The following is a 21,368-nucleotide window of genomic DNA, read 5'->3' on the forward strand; positions in this document are numbered from 1 at the left end:
GTCACGTACTACCAGCCGTGACCGGCGTGTCTAGTCGTCGCCGCTGAAGATGGCGACCAGGCGCAGCATCTCGACGTAGATCCACACGAGGGTCAGGGTCAGCCCGAACGCGGCCAGCCAGGCCTCTTCCTTCGGCGCGCCGTAGGCGATGCCGTCCTCGATCTGCTTGAAGTCGAGGGTCAGGAAGAACGCGCCGATCAGGATCGCCAGGATGCCGACAATCGCGCCGAGCGGGCCCATGCTGCGCAGCCCGCCGTCGCCGGCGACGCCGAAGGCGACCAGCAGCAGGTTGACCGCCATAACGACGATGAACGCGATGGCGATGGCCATGCCGATGCGCGCGTACCGCGCGGTCACGCGGATCCAGCCCGCCTTGTAGACGAGCAGGGTCGCGCCGGCGACCGCCATGGTGCCGAGCACCGCCTGGAAGGGCGCCCCCGACCACTGGCTGTTGTACATCTCGCTGATGACCCCGAGGAAGACGCCCTCGAAGGCGGCGTACCCGAGGATCAGCGCGGGAGAGGCCTTGCGCTTGAAGGACTGCACCATCGCCAGCACGAAGGCGACGAGGGCGGATCCGACGGCCAGGCCGTAGCTGGTGGACGACACCGGCAGCAGGGCCCAGGCCAGGATGGCGCCGACGGTGACCGTGCCGAGCGTCATGGCCGAGCGCACGACGACGTCGTCCATCGTCATCCGGCCGGTGGTGACCGGGGCCTGCGGCGGAGCGCCGTGCTGAAGGTCCTGCTGTGCGTACGGGTTCTGCGCGTAGGGGTTGCCGCCCTGCTGGGCGTACGGGTTGCCCTGGGCGTACGGGTTGCCCTGGGTGCCGACAGCGGGTCCCCCGGCCTGCGGCGCCGCGTTGAAGCCCGCGTAGCCGTTGTCGCGGCTGAACCCCCGTCGCGAGAAGACCGGGTTACTGCTCCTCATTTCACTCCTCCATGGCCACCCTTCGTGGCCTTGGCTCAAGAGTAATAGGTAGGCAAAGGAATGACCCTACTGCTTGGGGAGGATCTTTCCCTTGTGGTGCCACGGTACGCGTGTGTCTCTTGCCCTGCCCGCACTGGTACGAAGCCGTGACACCAGGCCTTGTGCCCTCTCAAGCCGCCCTGACCCCCTCTTATTCCGGCTTCCTCCGGCTTGTTCCGGTTACTCCAGGGGGAAGCCGGTGTAACCCTCCGCGAGGTCGGTCTCGGCCGCCCGGGAACCCGCGATCCGCTCCAGGCGGGCCAACTGGAGCCGTTCCTCGAAGGGGGTCGCGGCGGGGTCGCTGTGCAGCAGGGTCGTCATGTCGTACGAGAACCGCTCGGCCTGCCAGACGCGGCGCAGGCAGGTCGCCGAATAGGCGTCGAGCAGCTCGTCCGAACCGGTCTCCCGCTCGTACGCCAGAGCCCGCGCGAAGGTGACGACGTCGCCGACGGCGAGGTTGAGCCCTTTGGCTCCGGTCGGCGGCACGATGTGGGCGGCGTCCCCGGCGAGGAAGACCCGCCCGTGCCGCATCGGCTCGTGGACGTAACTGCGCATGGGGGTCACCGTCTTGGAGGTGATCGAGCCCCGTTCGAGCCGCCAGTCGTCATCGGTCGCGAAGCGCCGCTCCAGCTCGTCCCAGATCTCCTCGTCGCTCCACGCCTGGGCGTCCGTGCCCTGCGGCACCTGGAGGTAGAGGCGGGACACGGCGGGCGAGCGCATGCTCAGCAGGGCGAAGCCGCGGTCGTGGCGGGCGTAGACGAGCTCGTCGTGCGAGGGCGGGACGTCGGCGAGGATGCCGAGCCAGCCGAAGGGGTACGTCCGTTCGAACACGCGGGAGAGTTCGGCGGGCACGGCCTTGCGCGCGACACCCCAGAAGCCGTCGCATCCGACGACGTAGTCGCACGTGAGCACGTCCTCGCGCCCCTCGTAGGTGAACCGGATGCGCGGCCGCTCGCTCTCGGCGGCCTCGACCGCGAGCGCCTCGGCCTCGAAGAGCAGCGGCCCGCCTTCCTTGAGCTGAAGGGCGATCAGGTCCTTGCACACCTCGGTCTGCGCGTACACCATCACGGAGCGCCCGCCGGTCAGCGCCGGGAAGTCGACGCGATGCCGCCCGCCCGCGAACCGCAGCTCGATCCCGTCGTGCCGCAGCCCCTCCCGGTCCATCCGCTCCGCGGCTCCGGCGGCCCGCAGCACGTCCACGGTCCCCTGCTCCAGGATCCCGGCCCGCTGCCGCTGCTCCACATACGCCCGGTCCCGGCTCTCCAGCACGACGGACTCGATCCCCGCGTTGTGCAACAGCCGCGCCAGCAGCAGCCCGGCCGGCCCGGCCCCGATGATCCCGACAGTGCTACGCATCGGCACGCCCCTTCGCGTTCCCTTGTTCGCCCAGTGAACTTTCCTTCACCCTTCCCTCGAAGAAGTCTCGACTCGCACGCGCCCCCTGTCAACGGCCGGGGATGGCCCTCTCCAGGCTGAGTGAGTTCTGCAACCGGCCGAACGGGGCGTCAGGCGCCCGCCTCCCGGCGTCCCGGCCGGCCCGGCCGGCCTGCGGCGGCCGCTTCGCCTTCGGGGCGCACGCATGCGAAAGGGAGTGATATGGGCGATGCGTTCCCTGGTGTTCCCGTGGCCCCGAAAGAGGTACGGCGCCCACCGGCCGCTGCGCCAGGTTTGCCGCCTTCCAGCGGGAGGTGCCCGGAACCGGACTTGAACCGGTACGCCCGCGAGGGGCAGCGAGGTTTAAGCTCGCCGTGTCTGCATTCCACCATCCGGGCAGGCCATGGGCTCCGCATCGAGGTTCCGAGCCTATCGGGACGCATCCCCCGAACAGCGGACGGGCGGCCCGATGTTGTCTTATTTTATTGACGTCTGAGGGAGCATCAGCCCTCGGTACGGGCCATCCGCACTTGCCAACAGCCTTTCGGACGGCCCGCGGCGGCGTATACGGAATGACGGAATTTCACCGTCCGAACGAACGGCCCCATGAGGCCGGACCGACGGGTACTCAGAAAGTTCACAGGGACGCCTTACCCGGAGCCCCGTCAGGGGACCCCCGTCATCCCCAGGTATGACATGACCGCTCCCGGTCCGCCCGAAGGCTGCCCCCGGAACCAGAACAGCGGCTGACTCCATCGAGCGAATCGGCCCGGACGATGGAACACGTCCCAGAAACGTCGTCGTCCCGACAGGAGCACCCTCCCGTGACCACCACCCCCCTCGCCGGCCGCACCACCTCCGTGGCCGCCCGCGCCACGGAACTGTCCAAGGTCTACGGGCAGGGTGAGACCCAGGTGGTCGCCCTCGACCGGGTCTCCGTCGACTTCCGCCAGGCCGAGTTCACCGCGATCATGGGCCCCTCCGGTTCCGGCAAGTCGACGCTGATGCACTGCGTGGCGGGACTGGACACCTTCAGCAGCGGCTCCGTCCGGATCGGCGAGACCGAGCTGGGCTCCCTCAAGGACAAGCAGCTCACCAAGCTCCGCCGGGACAAGATCGGCTTCATCTTCCAGGCGTTCAACCTGCTGCCGACCCTGACGGCCCTGGAGAACATCACCCTCCCGATGGACATCGCCGGCCGCAAGGCGGACAAGCAGTGGCTGGACACGGTCATCAAGATGATCGGCCTCGCCGACCGTCTCGGCCACCGGCCCTCCCAGCTCTCCGGCGGCCAGCAGCAGCGCGTCGCCGTGGCCCGCGCCCTCGCCTCCCGCCCGGACATCATCTTCGGCGACGAGCCGACCGGAAACCTCGACTCCCGCTCGGGCGCGGAGGTGCTGGGCTTCCTGCGCAACTCCGTACGGGAGTTGGGGCAGACCGTGGTGATGGTGACCCACGACCCGGTCGCGGCGGCGTACGCGGACCGTGTCGTCTTCCTCGCGGACGGACGCATCGTCGACGAGGTGTACGAGCCGACCGCCGACTCGGTCCTGGACCGGATGAAGCAGTTCGACGGCAAGGGCCGCACGAGCTGACGCCCGGCCCCCGGTCCCAGCCCCGGACTCAGAGCCGGCCCCGGACTCAGAGCCGGCCCCGGACCCGGTCCCAGCCCCGGTCCCGCAACGGCCGACCGGAGCCCGATCGCCCGCGCCCACCCGTCGACGTAACCCTCCTGGACTGAGAAAACCCATGTTCCGTACCGCCTTGCGCAACGTACTCGCGCACAAGGCCAGGCTCCTGATGACCGTGCTCGCCGTGATGCTCGGCGTGGCGTTCGTGTCCGGCACCCTGGTCTTCACCAACACCATCTCGGACGCCTACCAGAAGAGCTCCGCCAAGGGCTTCGACCAGGTCGACGTCGCCGTCCGACCGGAGTACCCGGCGGACAAGGGCGACACGGTGGCCAAGGAGCAGAAGCTCACCCAGCCGCTGTTCGACAAGGCCGCCAAGGTCCCGGGCGCCGCCTCCGCCATCGGCGTCGTGAACGGCTTCACCGCCATCGCCGACAAGGACGGCAAGCTCATCGGCGGCGGCTTCCAGTCGCAGGGCGGGAACTACTGGGGCGGCAAGGACCCGCGGTATCCGCTGACGAGCGGTCACGCGCCCCAGGGGAAGGGCGAGGTCGCGATCGACGCGGAGACCGCGAAGCGCGCCGGCTACAAGGTCGGCGACACCGTACGGCTGTCCGTCGACGGACCCGTGCTCACACCCACCGTCTCCGGCATCTTCACCACCGACGACGGCAACGTCGCCGCGGGCGGCAGCCTCGCCCTCTTCGACACGGCGACCGCGCAGAAGCTCTTCCACTCGGTCGGCTCGTACGACGAGATCGACGTGAAGGCGGCGGCGGGCACGAGCCAGACCGCCCTGCGCGACGCCCTCGACGCGGTCGTGCCGAAGGACGTCGCCTCCACGACCACCGGCCGGCAACTCGCCGACGACCAGGCCGCCCAGATCTCCTCGGCGATGAGCGGTATGAAGACGGGCCTGCTGGTGTTCGCCGGCATCGCGCTGTTCGTCGGCACGTTCATCATCGCCAACACCTTCACCATGCTGGTCGCCCAGCGCACCAAGGAACTGGCCCTGCTGCGCGCCGTCGGCGCCTCCCGCAGGCAGGTCACCCGGTCCGTCCTCCTGGAGGCGTTCGTGGTGGGCGCGGTCGCCGCCGTCGCGGGTCTGGCCGCGGGCATCGGCATCGGGGCCGGTATGCGCTCGCTGATGGGCTCGCTCGGCGCCACCGTGCCGGACGGCCCGCTGGTCATCTCGCCGGGCACGATCGCCACGGCCCTGCTGGTCGGCATCCTCATCACGATGCTGGCCGCCTGGCTGCCCGGCCGCCGCGCCGCGAAGATCCCGCCGGTCGCCGCGATGAGCAGCGTGCACGCGAAGGCGACGACGAAGTCCCTGGTCGTACGGAACACGATCGGCGCCCTCTTCGCCGCCGCGGGCGTCGCCGTGGTCCTCTACGCGACCACCATGGACGGCTCGGACGGCCAGGCCCCGATGGGCCTCGGCGCGGTCCTGTTGATCCTCGGCGTCTTCGTCCTCACCCCGCTGCTCTCCCGCCCGCTGATCGCGGCGGCGGCTCCGGTGCTGCGCGGCTTCGGGGTCTCGGGCAAGCTCGCCCGCCAGAACTCGGTCCGCAACCCGCGCCGTACGGCCGCAACCGCCTCCGCCCTGATGATCGGTCTGACCCTGATCACCGGCATGACGGTGATGGCGGGCAGCCTGCAGAAGTCGATCGACAAGATGGCCAGCTCCGCGCTCAAGGCGGACTACGTCGTCTCCATGGCGAACGGCAACTCCCTCTCGCCGGACGTCGAGAAGAAGCTCGCCTCGGTGGACGGGGTCACCGACATCAGCTCGCTGCGCGACGCGCCCTCGCGCATCGACCAGCAGACCGAGTACCTGACCGGGGTGAACGGCAGGTCCATCACCAAGCTCACCGACCTCACGATCGCGGACGGCGCCTTCACGGTCGGCGGCACCCGGACCGTCGTCGACAAGGACACCGCCAAGGCCCATGGCTGGCAGGCCGGCTCGGACTTCACGGTCTCGTACGAGGACGGGAAGAAGGGGAAGCTGACCGTCGCCGGTGTCTATGAGGGCAACGAGATGATCCACGGCATCATCGTGGACAACGCGACGCTGTCGCCCCACCGGACCGACACCGCCTCCGACATGCAGGTCATGGTGAAGACGTCGAGCGGCGCCTCCGACGCGACCAAGAACAAGCTGGAGAAGGCCCTCGGCGACAACCCGGCCGTCAAGGTCCAGGACAAGAAGGACATCTCCGACGGCATCGCGCAGATGTTCACGCTGATGCTGAACATGCTCTACGGCCTGCTCGCGATGGCGGTCATCGTCGCCGTCCTCGGTGTCATCAACACCCTCGCGATGTCGGTCTTCGAGCGCTCGCAGGAGATCGGGATGCTCCGCGCGATCGGCCTCGACCGCAAGGGCATCAAGCGCATGGTCCGCCTGGAGTCCCTGGTCATCTCGCTCTTCGGCGGCGTGCTCGGCATCGGTCTGGGCGTGTTCTTCGGCTGGGCGGCCGGCGAGCTGCTGGGCAGCAAGATGTCGACGTACGAACTGGTCCTGCCCTGGGCCCGGATGGGGATCTTCCTCCTCCTCGCGGCGACGGTCGGCGTCCTGGCGGCGCTGTGGCCCGCGCGCCGCGCGGCCCGCCTGAACATGCTGACGGCGATCAAGTCGGAGTAGTCCGGCCGGGTGGTACGCGAGTCGGGGCCCCGTTCCGGGAGGAACGGGGCCCCTTTCTCGTACGGTCCTGGTCGCGTACGGTCCTGGTCGCGTACAGGCCTGGTCGCGTACGGGGCCGGCCGCGTACGGGCCTGGTCTCGCGCGGGTCCGGTCTCGCACGGCCCGGTCTCGCACGAGCCCGGACTCGCATTGGCCCGGACTCGCACGGATCAGGACTCGTACAGCTCCGGTCGCCTACGGGTCAGCTCACTTGGTTCCAGGTTCTCGCCCGCAGGGGCATTCCGGAGGCGCCGGACGCTTCGGGGGTCCTGATCGCGAGTACCTGGTTGACGCCGATGCGGTTGCGCTCGAAGGCGACCGCGCTGGCCGCCATGTAGAGGCGCCATACGCGGGCCCGGCCGGGGCTGGTGAGCTGGACGGCGCGCGCCCACTGCGCCTCCAGGTTGGCGACCCAGCGGCGCAGGGTGAGCGCGTAGTGCTCGCGGATCGACTCGACGTCGCGCACCTCGAAGCCGGCGCGCTCCAGCTGCGTCACGGTCGTGCCGATGGGCGCGAGCTCGCCGTCCGGAAAGACGTAGGCGTCGATGAACTCGTCCACGGAGTAGGCCGACTCGTCCCGCCGCGGCGGACGCCCGATCTGGTGATTGAGCAACCGCCCGCCGGGCTTGAGGAGCCGGAAGAGGACCCCGGCGTACTCCAGGTAGCGCTCGGAGCCGACGTGTTCGGCCATCCCGATGGAGGAGATGGCGTCGTACGGCCCGTCGGTGACGTCCCGGTAGTCCTGCACGCGGATCTCGACCTTGTCGGTCAGCCCCGCGTCGGCGACCCGCTTACGGGCGTACGCGGCCTGCTCCTGCGACAGCGTGACGCCGACGACGCTCACACCGTGCTCGCGGGCGGCGTGGATGGCCATGGATCCCCAGCCGCAGCCGACGTCGAGAAGCCGCTGACCTGGCTTCAGGTCGAGCTTGAGGGCGATGAGTTCGAGCTTGTCGCGCTGGGCCCCCTCCAGCGTGCCGCCCTCTTCCCAGTAGGCGCACGAGTAGACCATGCTCGGCCCGAGGACGATCTCGTAGAAGTCGTTCCCCACGTCGTAGTGGTGGCTGATGGCCCGCTTGTCGCTCCGCTTGGTGTGCAGGTGGTGGCGTCGGCGGACCTCCTCGCGGGGCGGCGTGGGCGGCAGCGGCGGCCCGGCCATCTTCACCAGCCCCCGTACGGCCGCACGCACCTCGGGATCGCGCAGGGCCTCCCCGAGCCCCCTCGCATCCTCTCCCCGGTCCCATACGAAGCCGGACACCAGGTCCAGGGCGGTGTACAGGTCGCCCTCCACGCCGAGATCCCCGGCGACCCAGGCCCGCCCCAGCCCCAACTCACCCGGCTTCCACAGCAGTCGGCGCAGGGCCCTCCGGTTGCGCACGACGAGTGCGGGGGCGCCGGGAGGGCCCGCTTCCGAGCCGTCCCAGGCTCGAATGCGTACCGGGAGCGGGGCCCCCACCAACTGTTCGACAAGGCTCTTCAGCCGCGGCGCGGCATCCTGCATGGCGTACACCTCCGAGACAACACTCCCGAACGCTCCAACACCACGTAAACACCAACAGGCCTGCTGCGCAGTCCCCCTTCCGCGTTACAGCTGAGCAAAATAGATGTATCGACCATGCGTTTCTCGCCCATCCGCCGCCCTCCCGGCCGCCCCCACCCGTCCCGTACCCGGGGGCGGCGCCCCGGCTCCCCGCCAAAAGACCGTGCAGTAGACCGCGCAGTTCCGCGCGCCCCTTGAGGAGCGCGGCTCCGGGAACGCCGAAGGGGCCGCCCGCACCACGGATGGCGGGCGGCCCCTTCGGGGCGTTCGGTGACCGGAGGTCAGGAGGCCTTGGCCTTCTCCTCGGTCTTGGCGGGCGCCGCAGCCGCAGCGGCAGGCGCCGGGGCCGGCTTGGCAGCCTCGTAGAACTCCTCGCGAGGAGACTCGATGGCTCCGAGCGAGACGACCTCACGCTTGAGGAACATCGCCAGGGTCCAGTCCGCGAAGACCCGGATCTTCCGGTTCCAGGTGGGCATGGCCAGACCGTGGTAGCCACGGTGCATGTACCACGCCAGACGGCCCTTGAGCTTGATCTTCATCTTACCCATGACGATCATCGCGACGCCCTTGTGGAGCCCGAGACCCGCGACAGCACCCTTGTTGGAGTGGCTGTAGTCCTTCTGCGGGAAGCCCCGCATACCGGAGACCACGTTGTCGCCGAGGACGCGCGCCTGCCGCAGCGCGTGCTGCGCGTTCGGCGGGCACCAGGCGTTCTCGACACCGGCCTTGCGGGCGGCGACGTCCGGCACCTGGGCGTTGTCGCCCGCGGCCCAGATGTAGTCCGTGCCCTGCACCTGGAGGGTGGTCCGGGTGTCCACGTGACCGCGCGGGCCGAGCGGCAGGCCGAAGCGGGAGAGAACGGGGTTCGGCTTGACGCCGGCCGTCCACACGATGGTGTTGGAGTCGACCTCGAGGCCGTTCTTCAGCACCACGTGGCCGTCGACGCAGGAGTCCATGGAGGTGGAGAGGTAGACCTCGACCCCACGGCCTTCCAGGTGCTCCTTGCCGTAGGCACCGAGCTTGGGACCGACCTCGGGGAGGATCTTGTCCGCGGCGTCGACGAGGATGAAGCGCATGTCCTCACGGGACACGTTGGTGTAGTACTTGGCCGCGTCGCGGGCCATGTCCTCGACCTCGCCGATGGTCTCCGCACCCGCGAAGCCACCGCCGACGAAGACGAAGGTGAGCGCCTTGCGCCGCACGTTCTCGTCCGTGGTCGAGTCGGCCTTGTCGAGCTGCTCGAGTACGTGGTTGCGCAGGCCGATGGCCTCCTCGATGCCCTTCATACCGATGCCCTGCTCGGCGAGGCCGGGGATCGGGAAGGTGCGGGAGACCGCGCCCATCGCGATGACGAGGTAGTCGAAAGGCAGCTCGTACGCCTCACCCACGAGGGGGGCGATCGTGGCGACCTTGCGGTCCTGGTCGATGGTGGTGACCCGGCCGGTGAGGACCTCCGCCTTGGGAAGCACGCGTCGCAACGGGACGACGACATGCCGCGGGGAGATGCTGCCGGCGGCGGCTTCGGGGAGGAAGGGCTGGTAGGTCATGTACGACCGGGGGTCGACGACCGTGACGGTCGCCTCGCCGTAGCGCATCTTCTTGAGAATGCGCCGAGCTGCGTACAGGCCTACGTACCCACCGCCTACTACGAGGATCCTGGGACGCTCCGTGGTGCTCATGCCATCGAGTATCCACCCGGTCCTGGGGGGTCGCTCGTGCGCCCCTTCACAAGCTTGGGCAGGGGCTCTGCTACACTGCGCGGCCCACGTGACCCAGCTCATGGCGGCGCGGGGGAACCACCGTCCGGTTCCGACCGTTGTCAACACCGCGTGAGCTGCCGCTCCGGCCTTCCGAACCGACCGGACCACACCCCCGATTCACGTGTCGGCAACACCCTCGAAACGCCACCGTGAGCCCGCCCCTGGGCAGCCCGAGCCCTCCTGGGTCACCCCAACGGCCCAATCCTCGCCCGGCAGGGCCTTTTTCCTTGTGAAGAACTTCACGAAGTTTCCTGGCGACACGTCACCGAGGGGCATTTCGGCCCCCCTCAGGTGTGCTCATACGTTATCCGACCTGCTCAGCCGAGGACTACTGATCAGTAGCAAAGGAGACCTACGCCACCGCGGGAAGGGGGCTTACGCCACCGCGGGAGGGGGCTCGGGAAGGGGGCTTACGCGCGCTCGGGAAGGGGACTTCCGCCACCGCGCGGGACTTCCGCACCGTACGCGCGAGACTTCCGCCACCGACCACGCGATGCCCTCGGGCCTCGCCGAACCGCCCCTCAACTCCCGGCTGGCGCTATTCACCCAGTCGGCCACACACCGCGCGATATTGGCCACAAGGGCGCATAGCGTGCGGGCATGACCACTTCACAGAGGGCCCTCAAGAAGGCCACTTCCCGAATAGCCACAGTCGGCGCTGCCCTGGGCATCGCTCTCGCGGTGGGGGCGGCGACGGCCGCATCCGCCGTGGCCGCGACGCCCACCTCGCCCGTCGCCGCGAAGGCCACGGCCGCCCAGTCGAGCCCGACGCACGGCGGCGGCGACGACGATGGGGGGTGCAGCGGCCTCATCGTCCTCCTCTGCAACTGACGGACAGCCCCCCTGGGCTGAAGCGACAGCCCCGGTCCTCCCGAAGAGGTGCCGGGGCTGCTCCGGCGTCACCGCGGGTCAGCCGCTGCGCTTACCCTCTTCCGCCTCTTCCGCCACTTTGAAGGCGATGCCGTCGAGGATGTCGTGCTCGCTCACCACGACCTCCCGCGCCCCGATCCGCTCCATGATCGAGAGCAGCACGAGGGCGCCCGCGGCGATCACGTCGACGCGCCCCGGGTGCATGGAGGGGACGGCCGCGCGCTCGGCGTGCGTGGAGCGCAGCAGCCACTCGGTGATCTCGCGGACGCGGTCGTGCGAGACGCGGGAGTGGTGGATCGCCGCGGAGTCGTACTCGGGCAGTTCCTGCGCGATCGCCGACACGGTGGTGACGGAGCCGGCGAGGCCCACCAGCGTCCGCGCCTCGCGCAGCGGAACCGTCTCCTCGGCCAGGTCGAGGGCCGCCTCGATGTCGGCGCGCATCGCCGCGATCTGCGCCTCGGTGGGCGGGTCGGTCACGACGCCGTCGTGCGCGAGGTGCCGCTCGGTCATCCGCACGCAGCCGACGTCCACGGAGCGCGCCGCGCGCACGTGCACGTCGCCGACGACGAACTCGGTCGACCCCCCGCCGATGTCCACGACCAGGTACGGCTTGGCGAGGTCGTCGCGCCCCTTCAGTTCGTTGGTCGCGCCGGTGAAGGAGAACTCGGCTTCCTGGTCACCGGAGATGACCTCGGGTTCGACTCCGAGGATGTCCAGCACGCCGCGTACGAACTCCTCCCGGTTCTCGGCGTCCCTGGATGCCGAGGTGGCCACGAAGCGCAGGCGCTCCGCGCCGTGCTCCTTGATGATCGCCGCGTACTCGCGGCATGCCGCGAAGGTCCGCTCCAGTGCCTCGGGTGCGAGGCGGCCCGTCCGGTCGACGCCCTGCCCGAGCCGCACGATCGTCATCCTGCGGTCCAGGTCGACGAGTTCGCCCGTATCCGGGTTCGCGTCGGCGACGAGCAACCGGATGGAGTTGGTGCCGCAGTCGATGGCAGCGACCCTGGTCATGGTGTCTGGTCTCCTGTCGTGATGGTTCTCGCCTCCTCCGCCCACGCCCCCGGGAACAAGGGACGGGTAGCGGCGGAGGGGGCGGAAGAGCCCTGCCTCAGGCGGGGCGGGAGGGTCAGGCCCCGTCCACGGGGACCACGCACGCCCCTTTGCGCCACCACTCCGGCAGCATCGCGATCGCCTCGTCCCCCAGGGGGTTCACCCCCGGCCCCGCGGCCAGCGAGTGCGCGACCAGCACATGCAGACACTTCACCCGGTCGGGCATCCCGCCCGCGCTGGGGAACCCCTCCAGCACCTCGATGGCGTCACGGCGTGCGATGTAGTCCTCGTGCGCGGCGCGGTACGCCGCGGCCAGCTCGGGATCGGTCGCCAGCCGCTCCGTCATCTCCTTCATCACGCCGTTGGCCTCGAGCGTGCCGATGGCGGACGCGGCCCGAGGGCACGTCAGGTAATACGTCGTCGGGAACGGCGTCCCGTCGGGAAGACGCGGCGCCGTCTCGACGACGTCGGGCTGCCCGCACGGGCACCGGTGCGCGATCGCGCGCAACCCGCGCGGCGGCCGGCCGAGCTGCTGCTTGAAGGCCTCGACGTCCGCGTCGGTCGGCTCGGTGCGCGGGGTGGTCGGCGGTGGCGTTTCCATGCCGTGAGTCACATGTCTTTCTGGTCAGTTCACATTCACTGGTCGGCGGCGTCGGACTTGTCGACGCCGTCCCAGACGTTGGCGTACCAGGGGCGGTCGGCCGCCCCCTCGTCGGCGCGCGCCTGCTTCGCCGCGTCCGGGTCGATCACCACGTAGCCGGTCTCGCCCGGCATGACGTAGTGCAGCCGTTCCCGGATCCGCTGCTCGGCGTACGCGTCGTCCTGCCAGCGTGCCTTGAGGTCGCGCAGCTCCTCGACCCGCTCGCGGGCCTGCTCCCGCTGCCGCTGCAGATCGGCGATCTGGGCGCGCTGGGAGACGTACTGCCTTATCGGGTACGCGAGGGCCACGATCAGGGAGCAGAGGACCAGCACGAGCAGCGCGGCCCGTCCGGTCAGGCGCGAGCGGCGGGCCTGACGCTTGGTCTGGGAGCGGTAGACCCGGGCCGCCGTCTGCTCGCCGAGCAGCCGCAGCCTGGTCGCGGTGGAGAACCGGTCCCGGTCCTTCACGGCCATGTCCCGCCTCCCCATCACACGTGCGTACGTCCCCGCACACGGTACGGGACCGAGTACGGGGACGTACGTACGACGCTTCCTAAGCCGCTACGGCTCAGCCCTTGAAGCGGGGGAACGCCGAGCGGCCGGCGTACACGGCGGCGTCGTCGAGGATCTCCTCGATGCGCAGCAGCTGGTTGTACTTGGCGACACGGTCCGAGCGGGCCGGGGCGCCGGTCTTGATCTGGCCGCAGTTCACCGCGACGGCGAGGTCGGCGATGGTGACGTCCTCGGTCTCGCCGGAGCGGTGGGACATCATGCACTTGAAACCGTTGCGCTGGGCCAGCTCGACGGCGTCCAGGGTCTCGGTCAGCGAGCCGATCTGGTTGACCTTGACCAGAAGGGCGTTGGCGGAGCCCTCCTCGATGCCGCGGGCGAGGCGCTCCGGGTTGGTGACGAAGAGGTCGTCGCCGACGATCTGGACCTTGTCGCCCAGCTTGTCGGTGATGACCTTCCAGCCGGCCCAGTCGTCCTCGTACAGCGGGTCCTCGATGGAGACCAGCGGGTACGCGGAGACGAGCTCCTCGTAGTACTCGGTCATCTCGGCGGCCGAGCGGGACTTGCCCTCGAACTCGTACTTGCCGTCCTTGTAGAACTCGGACGCGGCGACGTCGAGCGCGAGCGCGATCTGCTCACCGGGGATGTAGCCGGCCTGCTTGATGGCCTCGACGATGAGGTCGAGCGCGGCGCGGTTGGACTCCAGGTTCGGGGCGAAGCCGCCCTCGTCGCCCAGGCCGGTGGACAGGCCCTTGGTCTTCAGCACCTTCTTGAGGGTGTGGTAGACCTCGGCGCCCCAGCGCAGGGCCTCGGAGAAGGACTCCGCGCCGATCGGGGCGATCATGAACTCCTGGATGTCGACGTTCGAGTCGGCGTGCGACCCGCCGTTCAGGATGTTCATCATCGGGACGGGCAGCAGGTGCGCGTTCGGACCGCCCAGGTAGCGGAACAGCGGCAGGTCGCTGGCCTCGGAGGCGGCGTGCGCGACGGCGAGCGAGACGCCGAGGATGGCGTTGGCGCCGAGCGAGCCCTTGTTGTCGGTGGCGTCCAGGTCGAACATCGCCTGGTCGATCAGGCGCTGCTCGGTGGCGTCGTAGCCGACGAGCTCCGGGCCGATCTGCTCGATGACGGCGAGGACGGCCTTCTCGACGCCCTTGCCCTGGTAACGGTTGGGGTCACCGTCGCGGAGCTCGATGGCCTCGAAGGCGCCGGTGGAAGCGCCGGACGGGACGGCGGCACGACCGGTGCTGCCGTCGTCGAGGCCGACCTCGACCTCGACCGTGGGGTTGCCTCGGGAGTCCAGGATTTCCCGGGCTACGACGACGTCGATGGACGGCACGAGCATCTCCTTTATGGATGTGACGCGGGTACGCGGGGCCGGGGGCCCGTAGTGCACGGAGCCGCGGTCGGCTCCGCGAGACGAGCCTAACCGGCTCCGGGGGATCGGCCAGCCGGTCGACCACCCCTTGAGCAGAACTGAGGGTAAATATTGTTCCCGAACGGAACAAAAACGAAATGAAAAACCCCGCTCCGGTGCGTACGGGGGAACACGCACCGGAGCGGGGAGCCCGTGGGGACGGGGGGACCCTCACGAGGCCTCCAGTATGGAGGCCTCCGCCATGAGGGAGCTGTCACCCGGCTGAGCAATCCGCCGAGTGCCCGGCCGAGCGATCAGCCGCGCGATCAGCTGAGGTGCAGCTGCTGACCGGGGTAGATGAAGTCGGCGTCGTCGACGATGTCCTTGTTCAGCTTGAACAGCTGCTGCCAGCCACCCTTGACGTGCTTCTTCTCGGCGATCGAGCTGAGGGTGTCACCCTTGACGACCTTGTACTCGCCATCACCCTTCTTGACCTTCTTGCCGGTCGGCGTGGTGACGGTCTTCTTGGCCGCCGGGCGCTCCGTGGAACGCGAGGCGGGCTGCTCCGTCGTCCGGGTGGTGGTGCTCGGGGTCGTGCTCTGCGAGCTGCCGGACGAGGTGGAGGTCCCGCCGGTGTACGCGGCGCCGGACAGGCCGGTGCCGCAGTTCGGCCAGGCACCCTTGCCCTGCGCGGCGAGGACCTTCTCGCCGACGGCTATCTGCTGGGACTTGGAGGCCTGGTCGGCGGTGGAGGCGTAGGCGCTGCCGCCGTACGCGGCCCAGGTGGAGGCCGAGAACTGCAGGCCGCCGTAGAAGCCGTTGCCGGTGTTGATGGACCAGTTGCCGCCGGACTCGCACTGGGCGACCGCGTCCCACTCGGAAGAGGTGGCGGCGGAGGCGTTGCCGGCCGCCATCAGCGGGGCGGCGATGGCGACACCGGTGACACCGGCGAGCGTGGCGACACGGGTGGCCTTGGAAGGACGACGGTGCTTGCCCTTGCTGGAAAACAGCATGGAGAGATCCCCTCACCGACGCCTGCGAGGTGAGCTGTCGGGTTCGGGCGGGTGAGTGCCCGGTCGTACGCCACTGGCGTACGGCTTCACCCCAAGCCGCTCCCGGTCAACTACCGGGCACGGCGCTTACCTTGGGTCCCCCGCTCCTGCCTACGGCGCTGACGCGTCGACTGTTCCCGTACGGCCGTTGGCAGGATTCGGCGTTGCGACCGTCGGGGCCCGCTGTGGCGAGCGGTCATGACCGTAGACATGCGATCGCCGGAATTTCAAAGACGATCAGGGCTTCTGAGACTCATGTCTCACTCGCGCCAAACCGGACATTCCACAGCGAACCATGACGTGAACTCCCGCTACTTTTCGCCTGATTCAGCACCAACTGCAAGGCTCTGACCGGGGAGGATGAGGTCGGGATCGGAGCCGACCGTCCCCTTGTTCGCGGCATACAGCTCGGCCCATCCGCCCTTGAGGTCAAGGGAGTCGGCGATCGCCCAGAGACTGTCTCCGGCGCGCACGACGTACGAGCCGTCGGCGGAGTCACGGGAAGCGCCGGAGTCGCGCGAGGCGTGCCGCCCGGAAGGGCCGCCCGTACGGCCGTCGGTCTCGCCCCCCGTCGCGTCCTCGTCGGCCGTGCCACCGCGGTGACGCCCGGCGCCCGTGGACGCGCCGTCGGACGCACTCGAAGAGTCGCCGTTCTGCCCGGACTTGTCCGACTCGTCGCTCTTCGTGGTGGCCGGGTCCGAGCTGTCGGTTCCCTGTGAGCCGCCGGAGGAGGTGTCGGACTCCGTCGAGTTCTCGGCCGTACCTGAGGAGGCGTCGGACGAGGAGGGCGCGGGGGACGAGGAGGGCGATCCGGACGAATCATCCGATGTCGAGCTCGATGAATCCGCCGAACCAGATGAATCGGACAAGGAAGATGAGTCGGGCGAACCGGACGCGTCGGAGGAGCTCGACGTACTCGACGAGTCGCCCGCCACGCCCGTGTCGACCAGGACCGACCCCGAGTTCTTGCTGAGCCCGGAGAGCGGCCCGCAGGTGGGCCAGGCGGCGAGACCCTTGTCGTCGAGGAGCTTCTCGGCGATGGCTATCTGCTGCGAACGGCTGGCCTGGTCGGCGCTCGGGGCGTAGTCCAGGCCGCCGTACGACTCCCAGTTCTCCTGGGTCAACTGCAGCCCGCCGTAGTACCCGTTGCCGTCGTTCGCGCTCCAGGAGCCGCCGCTCTCGCACTCCGCGACCCGGTCCCAGGTGGTGCCGTCGGCCGCGCTCGCGCTGGCGGCGCCGAGCAGCGGGATCGCGATGGCCGATCCGGTCACTCCCGCGGCGACGATGAGGGCCGGGGCCTGACGGGGGCGACGGTGTCGGCCGTTCCCGGAGAGCATGCGGAAGCCTTTCGCGTGACAGCGGGTGACAACAGCGGCTACAGCGACAGCCGGGCCGTGTTGATGGGTGAACGTATCCGCACTCGAACGCTTGTCACAAGTCGATGCAGCGCAGATCACGTGAAGATCACAGAGTTGATGGATCGTCACCTTTTCGCTGCTGAGAGGCCACTCCCCGCCCTGCCCGCCGGTTACGGACGGGACAACTCAACCGGAGGCGTGAACTCCACGGGAAGTGTGCGCAATCCCCGCATAATGAGCCCGCCACGCCAGCGCAAATCGGCTGAATCTCCCGCGAGTTGTAGATCGGGCAGGCGGGTCAGAAGCGTGGCGAGCGCGGTCTGTCCCTCCAGGCGGGCGAGTGGCGCGCCGAGGCAGTAGTGGATGCCATGGCCGTACCCGAGGTGCTGATTGTCACGCCGCGAGAGGTCGAGCGTGTCCGGCTGCTCGAACCGCTCGGGGTCACGGTCCGCAGCCGCCAGTACGACGAGGACGGGGTCGCCGGGCGCGATGTCCTGCCCGCCGATCCGCACGGCCTCGGTCGCGAACCGCCAGGTGGCCAGCTCGACGGGACCGTCGTAGCGGAGGAGTTCCTCGACCCCGGTTTCGAGGAGACCGGTCTCCTCGGCGGCGAGCGAGGCCTGCAGTCGCCGTCGTTGCCCGGGGTGGGTGAGAAGGGCGTAGGTCCCGTTCCCGATGAGGTTGACGGTCGTCTCGAATCCGGCGAACAGCAGGATGAAGGCCATGGCGGCGGCCTCGTTCTCGGTGAGGTGCTCGCCGTGGTCGGAGGCGCGGATGAGCCCGGAGATGAGGTCTTCGCCGGCGGCGGGCCGGTCGGGGAGGAGCTGACGCTTGCGGTGGATCAGCTCGGCGAGATACCCGCGCATCTTCTTGACCGACCGCGCCACACCGCCCCTCGGCCCTCCCCCGTGCCGGATCATCATCCCCGCCCAGTCCCGGAAGTCGTCCTGGTCCTCGCGAGGGACGCCGAGCAGGTCGCAGATGGCGTAGATGGGGAGCGGGAACGCGAACTCGTGGATGAGATCGGCCGACCCCTTGGCGGCGAACTGGTCGATGAGGTGATCCGTCAGCTCCTGCACACGCGGCGCGAACTCCGCCACCCGGCGGGGCGTGAACGCCTTGCTGACCAGCCGGCGCAACCGGGTGTGGTCCGGCGGGTCGATGTTCAGCAGATGCGTCATCAGCTCGGCCTTGCGCTCACCGGGGATCCCCGTCTTCCCCTTGGCGTGCGCGGGCTCGTCGTGGTGCGCGGGGTTCTTGCTGAGCCGCGCGTCGGCGAGCGCCTGCCTGGCATCCGCGTACCGGGTGACCAGCCAGGCCTCCACCCCACTGGGCAGCCGCGTCCTGTGCACAGGAGCGTTCTCCCTGAGCCAGGCATACGCCGGGTAAGGGTTGGTGGCGAACTCCCAGGAGAAGAGTTCGGGAGCGGGGGTGGGGGGCTGGTCGGTGGGGGTGCTGGGGGGATGCTCGGCGGGGGTTCCGTGCGGTTGCTCGGCAGGGGTGCCGGGGGGCTGCTCGGCGGAGGTGCTGAGGGGCTGCTCGGCGGGGGTGCCCTGCGGCTGCCCGGCAGCGGTGCCGGGGGGATGCTCGGCAGCGGTGCTGGGGGACTGCCCTAGAGGGGTGCCGTGCGGCTGCCCGGCAGCGGAGCCGTGCGGCTGCCCGGCGGCGGTGCTGGGGGGCTGGGGATGGTCGGTCACTCTCCGACGGTATCCGGATCGGCCTGGCGGTAGCCCATGCGGCTCAGCCCGGCCGGCGAGTGCAGGGCCGGCTGATCGCGAACTGTTCCTCGATGTCGTCACCGCCGCGCCGAGGCCGGCGCGAGACGCACCCTGAGCGGCTCCCACTCCTCCATCGACATCGCCCGCACGACGGCCTTCGCCGGCTCCGCCAACTCCCCCTCGACCAAGCTCCCTTGCTCCCCGACACGCAGTCCCGAGGGTGCTCACCCCCGCCCTCCCCGAGCCTCACCCGCTTCACCCCAGACTGTCCGCAAATCGTCTGCTGTTTGACTGGGCGGCTCTGCAACTATCTACATTCGCGCCGTGGACCCCGAAATACTCAGATCCAGCTTCGCGGTCGTCGAGAGACGGGCCGAGTTCGCGGTCAAGTACTTCTACTCGCACCTCTTCCGGCACCACCCGGACGTCCGCGGGCTGTTCCCGCTGGACTTCCCGGAGGACATGGAACGTCAGCGGGACAGACTGTTCGCCGCCCTCACCCATGTGATGGAGCGGCTGGAGGACCCGAGGCTGCCTGAGTACTTACGCGAGCTCGGGCGGGACCATCGCAAGTATCTGGCCGAGCCCGAGCACTACGCAGCCGTGGGGGCGAGTCTGCTCGCCGCGTTCGCCGTCGTCGCGGGGCCGGCGTGGAGCGCGGAGGTCGAGAAGGCCTGGGCCGAGGCCTACGGAGCGATCACGAACGTGATGCTGCAGGGCGCCTGGGAGGCACAACAGCACGGTGAACCACCTTGGTGGGATGCCGAAGTCCTGGCCCGGACACGCCACGGCGACGACCTCGTCGTACTGACCCTGCGACCGCACCGCCGACTGCGCTACTCCCCCGGTCAGTACGTCAGCGTCAACATCCCCCGGCTGCCGGGCATTTGGCGGCCGTACTCACTGGCCAACGCGCCCCGCGCCGACCACACCGTCGACCTGCACATCAGCCGCGTCGAGGACGGCGTGCTGTCCAACGCCCTCGTCCGGCAGACCTGGGAGGGCGACGTCCTGCGGCTGGGCTCGCCCGGCGGCGGGCTGACCCTGCGCACCCCCGCCGACCGTCCCCTCACCCTCATCGCTGCCGGCACGGGATGGGCCCCCGTGAAGGCGCTGCTCCAACAGCTCCAACAGCTCGACGACACCTACGAGGCCCGCCTGTTCCTCGTCGCCCGCGACATCTCGTACCTGTACGACCGGGACGCCGTCGAACACCTGCAGGCCCGGCTTCCCCGGCTCGCCGTCACCTTCATCACCCCCGCTCCCGGCCGCCCCAAGGCCCAGGCGACCGAACGGCTCCTGACCGCGCTGGGCAACCGCGCCGGCTGGACCCGGCACGACGTGTATCTGGCCGGTCCGCCCAAGCTCGTCGCGGAAATCGGCGCGGCCCTTCCCTCGTTCGGCACACCCGCCGAGCGCATCTTCCACGACCTCCTCCCACCGACCGGCGAGGAACGCCCCCGCCCGGTGGGCCCGGCCGAGTGGCTTCTCGACCGCCCCCAGCCGGCCTGGCACAACCCGGCCGGCCGCGCCCCGCACGCGTAGCCGCCCGGGCGTCCCCGGTAAGACCTCAGCCCCTGCCAGGCCGCCAGGCGCTTCCTCAGCCCTCAGCGCGTGGCCCGTAGGCCGCTGTCTTCAACCGGCAACCCCTGTCCTCCGTTCTCAACCCTCAGCCCTCAGCAGGCCGCCAGGCGTCTCCTCAGCCCTCAGCATCCGTTTCCATCCCCGGCGCCGCCCCCTCTGTCACGCGAATCGCGTCCCGATAAGCCCGGCCCGCCGCCCGCAGCGCGGCCTCCGGGTCCACGCCTTCGGACTCGGCGCGCGCGGCTATGGCCAACAGCTCGTACCCGACGCCCTCGCCGGCCGGAAGCGGTACCTCAAGTCCGGCCGTGCGCACCCGGGATGCCAGCTTGGCGGCCAGGGCGAGACCCGGCTGGCCGAGTGGGATGCCCTCGGTGACGGACGTCCGCTGCTTCTCCTCGGCCTTCGTGCGCAGCCAGTGCGCCTTGACCTCCTCGGGGGTGGTGGCCCTCTCGTCGCCGAAGACGTGCGGGTGGCGGTGGATGAGCTTGGCGACGATGCCGCCCGCCACGTCGTCGATGGAGAAGGGGGCGTCCTCGTCCTCCTCGGCTATCCGGGCGTGGAAGACGACCTGGAGCAGAACGTCGCCGAGCTCCTCGCGCAGCTCGTCCCGGTCCCCCTCCTCGATCGCCTCGACGAGTTCGTACGCCTCCTCGATGCCGTACTTCGCCAGACCCTTGTGGGTCTGCTGGGACGACCAGGGGCACTCGGCGCGGATGCGGTCCATGACCTGGACGAGGTCGAGGAGGCGGGCGCCCGGCAGGTCGTACGAGGCGGGGAGCAGCTCCAGGTCGGGCATCTGTATGCGGCCGGAGCCGGCCAGCCGGGCCAGGCCGTCGGTGAGCCGCGGCTCACCCTCGCCGGTGGCGACGACGACCAGGGTGCGGCCGCCCGCGCAGGTGTCGACCAGCTCCTGAGCGGTCGGGGAGGCCTCGTCCACGGTGATGCCCGCCTCGCGCAGATACGGCAGCTGCGGGTGCGCGCCGTCCGCGCACAGGACCTGGTCGGCGGCGCGGAGGGCCTGCCAGGCGGGCCAGGACAACAGCCCGGGCGCGACGCGGTGGCTGGTGGTGAGCAGGACGATCCGACCGGGGCCGGTGGCGGTCGAGGCGCCGTCGAGAACCGCGGCCGCCTTCGCAAGGTCGCCGACGGGGCCGGTGGCGGGTACGCCGGCGTCGCGGCCGGTCACAGGCGCGTCGGGCCCGCTGGCGGTCGCGTAGCCGTCGGGCCCGGTCGCGGTCTGGTCGCCGTCGAAGCTGCTGGTTGCGTT

At 69.9% G+C, this 21,368-nt stretch carries 16 protein-coding genes, 1 tRNA gene and 1 riboswitch; of the genes, 4 read left to right on the plus strand and 13 right to left on the minus strand.

The features are described 5' to 3' along the window. Window positions 1–30: 30 nt before the first annotated feature. The 3 genes from ACFVXA_RS27185 to ACFVXA_RS27195 form a co-directional block, all read right to left on the minus strand. On the minus strand, window positions 31–930 hold the full coding sequence (locus ACFVXA_RS27185; RefSeq protein ID WP_383741874.1) for a Bax inhibitor-1/YccA family protein: 900 nt from the start codon (window positions 928–930) through the stop codon (window positions 31–33). A gap of 219 nt (window positions 931–1,149) precedes the next feature. After that, on the minus strand, window positions 1,150–2,325 hold the full coding sequence (locus ACFVXA_RS27190; protein ID WP_390027099.1) for a 4-hydroxybenzoate 3-monooxygenase: 1,176 nt from the start codon (window positions 2,323–2,325) through the stop codon (window positions 1,150–1,152). Between the two features lie 333 nt (window positions 2,326–2,658). Beyond that, a tRNA-Leu gene (locus ACFVXA_RS27195) sits at window positions 2,659–2,741 on the minus strand. A gap of 426 nt (window positions 2,742–3,167) precedes the next feature. On the opposite strand from ACFVXA_RS27195, the gene ACFVXA_RS27200 reads away from it, so the two are divergent. Next, on the plus strand, window positions 3,168–3,938 hold the full coding sequence (locus ACFVXA_RS27200; protein WP_362028342.1) for an ABC transporter ATP-binding protein: 771 nt from the start codon (window positions 3,168–3,170) through the stop codon (window positions 3,936–3,938). 154 nt (window positions 3,939–4,092) lie between these two features. Next, the gene (locus ACFVXA_RS27205) at window positions 4,093–6,624 is read left to right on the plus strand and encodes an ABC transporter permease (protein ID WP_383741879.1); all 2,532 of its coding nucleotides are present in this window, start codon (window positions 4,093–4,095) and stop codon (window positions 6,622–6,624) included. Window positions 6,625–6,865: 241 nt separating this feature from the next. Here the strand turns inward: ACFVXA_RS27205 and ACFVXA_RS27210 are convergent, their stop codons facing one another. Both ACFVXA_RS27210 and ACFVXA_RS27215 read right to left on the minus strand, forming a co-directional pair. Continuing rightward, window positions 6,866–8,164 carry a class I SAM-dependent methyltransferase gene (locus ACFVXA_RS27210; RefSeq protein ID WP_390027103.1) on the minus strand — a complete coding sequence of 433 codons (1,299 nt, stop codon included), beginning with the start codon at window positions 8,162–8,164 and terminating at the stop codon, window positions 6,866–6,868. 320 nt (window positions 8,165–8,484) lie between these two features. Next, entirely contained in the window at window positions 8,485–9,882 is a 1,398-nt protein-coding gene (locus tag ACFVXA_RS27215; protein WP_362015996.1) for an NAD(P)/FAD-dependent oxidoreductase, read from the minus strand. Window positions 9,883–10,563: 681 nt separating this feature from the next. On the opposite strand from ACFVXA_RS27215, the gene ACFVXA_RS27220 reads away from it, so the two are divergent. Further along, window positions 10,564–10,794: a hypothetical protein gene (locus ACFVXA_RS27220; protein WP_362015998.1), complete on the plus strand. Its 231-nt coding sequence runs from the start codon at window positions 10,564–10,566 to the stop codon at window positions 10,792–10,794. A 78-nt stretch (window positions 10,795–10,872) separates the two neighbouring features. Here the strand turns inward: ACFVXA_RS27220 and ACFVXA_RS27225 are convergent, their stop codons facing one another. The 7 genes from ACFVXA_RS27225 to ACFVXA_RS27255 form a co-directional block, all read right to left on the minus strand. Continuing rightward, window positions 10,873–11,844, minus strand: a complete 972-nt coding sequence (locus ACFVXA_RS27225; RefSeq protein ID WP_390027106.1) for an exopolyphosphatase — start codon at window positions 11,842–11,844, stop codon at window positions 10,873–10,875. 115 nt (window positions 11,845–11,959) lie between these two features. Continuing rightward, a complete protein-coding gene (locus ACFVXA_RS27230) occupies window positions 11,960–12,484 on the minus strand; it encodes a DUF501 domain-containing protein (protein ID WP_389934717.1) in 525 nt (174 codons plus the stop codon). Between the two features lie 35 nt (window positions 12,485–12,519). Continuing rightward, window positions 12,520–12,996, minus strand: coding sequence for a septum formation initiator family protein (locus ACFVXA_RS27235; RefSeq protein WP_362016004.1), 477 nt, complete (start codon window positions 12,994–12,996; stop codon window positions 12,520–12,522). A gap of 94 nt (window positions 12,997–13,090) precedes the next feature. Further along, complete coding sequence (gene eno / locus ACFVXA_RS27240) at window positions 13,091–14,377, minus strand: phosphopyruvate hydratase (RefSeq protein WP_362016006.1); 1,287 nt, start codon at window positions 14,375–14,377, stop codon at window positions 13,091–13,093. 338 nt (window positions 14,378–14,715) lie between these two features. Beyond that, window positions 14,716–15,402, minus strand: a complete 687-nt coding sequence (locus ACFVXA_RS27245; RefSeq protein WP_362016008.1) for a transglycosylase family protein — start codon at window positions 15,400–15,402, stop codon at window positions 14,716–14,718. A gap of 4 nt (window positions 15,403–15,406) precedes the next feature. Further along, a riboswitch (cyclic di-AMP (ydaO/yuaA leader) is annotated at window positions 15,407–15,615 on the minus strand. Between the two features lie 137 nt (window positions 15,616–15,752). Beyond that, on the minus strand, window positions 15,753–16,778 hold the full coding sequence (locus ACFVXA_RS27250; protein WP_390027109.1) for a transglycosylase family protein: 1,026 nt from the start codon (window positions 16,776–16,778) through the stop codon (window positions 15,753–15,755). Between the two features lie 191 nt (window positions 16,779–16,969). After that, entirely contained in the window at window positions 16,970–18,496 is a 1,527-nt protein-coding gene (locus ACFVXA_RS27255; protein ID WP_383741893.1) for a cytochrome P450, read from the minus strand. Between the two features lie 345 nt (window positions 18,497–18,841). On the opposite strand from ACFVXA_RS27255, the gene ACFVXA_RS27260 reads away from it, so the two are divergent. Further along, window positions 18,842–20,062 carry a globin domain-containing protein gene (locus ACFVXA_RS27260; RefSeq protein ID WP_390027113.1) on the plus strand — a complete coding sequence of 407 codons (1,221 nt, stop codon included), beginning with the start codon at window positions 18,842–18,844 and terminating at the stop codon, window positions 20,060–20,062. Window positions 20,063–20,216: 154 nt separating this feature from the next. Here the strand turns inward: ACFVXA_RS27260 and ACFVXA_RS27265 are convergent, their stop codons facing one another. Next, on the minus strand, window positions 20,217–21,182 hold the full coding sequence (locus ACFVXA_RS27265; protein WP_384019205.1) for a nucleoside triphosphate pyrophosphohydrolase: 966 nt from the start codon (window positions 21,180–21,182) through the stop codon (window positions 20,217–20,219). Window positions 21,183–21,368 lie beyond the last annotated feature (186 nt).

It is taken from the genome of Streptomyces sp. NPDC058246 (genome assembly GCF_042881985.1).
In the GTDB taxonomy this organism is placed as follows: Bacteria; Actinomycetota; Actinomycetes; order Streptomycetales; family Streptomycetaceae; genus Streptomyces.

Excerpts from the sequence above, each read along its gene's own strand:
- eno (WP_362016006.1), bottom strand. The coding sequence starts at position 14,377 with ATGCTCGTGCCGTCCATCGACGTCGTCGTAGCCCGGGAAATCCTGGAC.
- ACFVXA_RS27215 (WP_362015996.1), bottom strand. The coding sequence starts at position 9,882 with ATGAGCACCACGGAGCGTCCCAGGATCCTCGTAGTAGGCGGTGGGTAC.
- ACFVXA_RS27220 (WP_362015998.1), top strand. The coding sequence starts at position 10,564 with ATGACCACTTCACAGAGGGCCCTCAAGAAGGCCACTTCCCGAATAGCC.
- ACFVXA_RS27210 (WP_390027103.1), bottom strand. The coding sequence starts at position 8,164 with ATGCAGGATGCCGCGCCGCGGCTGAAGAGCCTTGTCGAACAGTTGGTG.
- ACFVXA_RS27250 (WP_390027109.1), bottom strand. The coding sequence starts at position 16,778 with ATGCTCTCCGGGAACGGCCGACACCGTCGCCCCCGTCAGGCCCCGGCC.
- ACFVXA_RS27225 (WP_390027106.1), bottom strand. The coding sequence starts at position 11,844 with ATGACCAGGGTCGCTGCCATCGACTGCGGCACCAACTCCATCCGGTTG.
- ACFVXA_RS27235 (WP_362016004.1), bottom strand. The coding sequence starts at position 12,996 with ATGGCCGTGAAGGACCGGGACCGGTTCTCCACCGCGACCAGGCTGCGG.
- ACFVXA_RS27205 (WP_383741879.1), top strand. The coding sequence starts at position 4,093 with ATGTTCCGTACCGCCTTGCGCAACGTACTCGCGCACAAGGCCAGGCTC.
- ACFVXA_RS27190 (WP_390027099.1), bottom strand. The coding sequence starts at position 2,325 with ATGCGTAGCACTGTCGGGATCATCGGGGCCGGGCCGGCCGGGCTGCTG.
- ACFVXA_RS27230 (WP_389934717.1), bottom strand. The coding sequence starts at position 12,484 with ATGGAAACGCCACCGCCGACCACCCCGCGCACCGAGCCGACCGACGCG.
- ACFVXA_RS27185 (WP_383741874.1), bottom strand. The coding sequence starts at position 930 with ATGAGGAGCAGTAACCCGGTCTTCTCGCGACGGGGGTTCAGCCGCGAC.
- ACFVXA_RS27245 (WP_362016008.1), bottom strand. The coding sequence starts at position 15,402 with ATGCTGTTTTCCAGCAAGGGCAAGCACCGTCGTCCTTCCAAGGCCACC.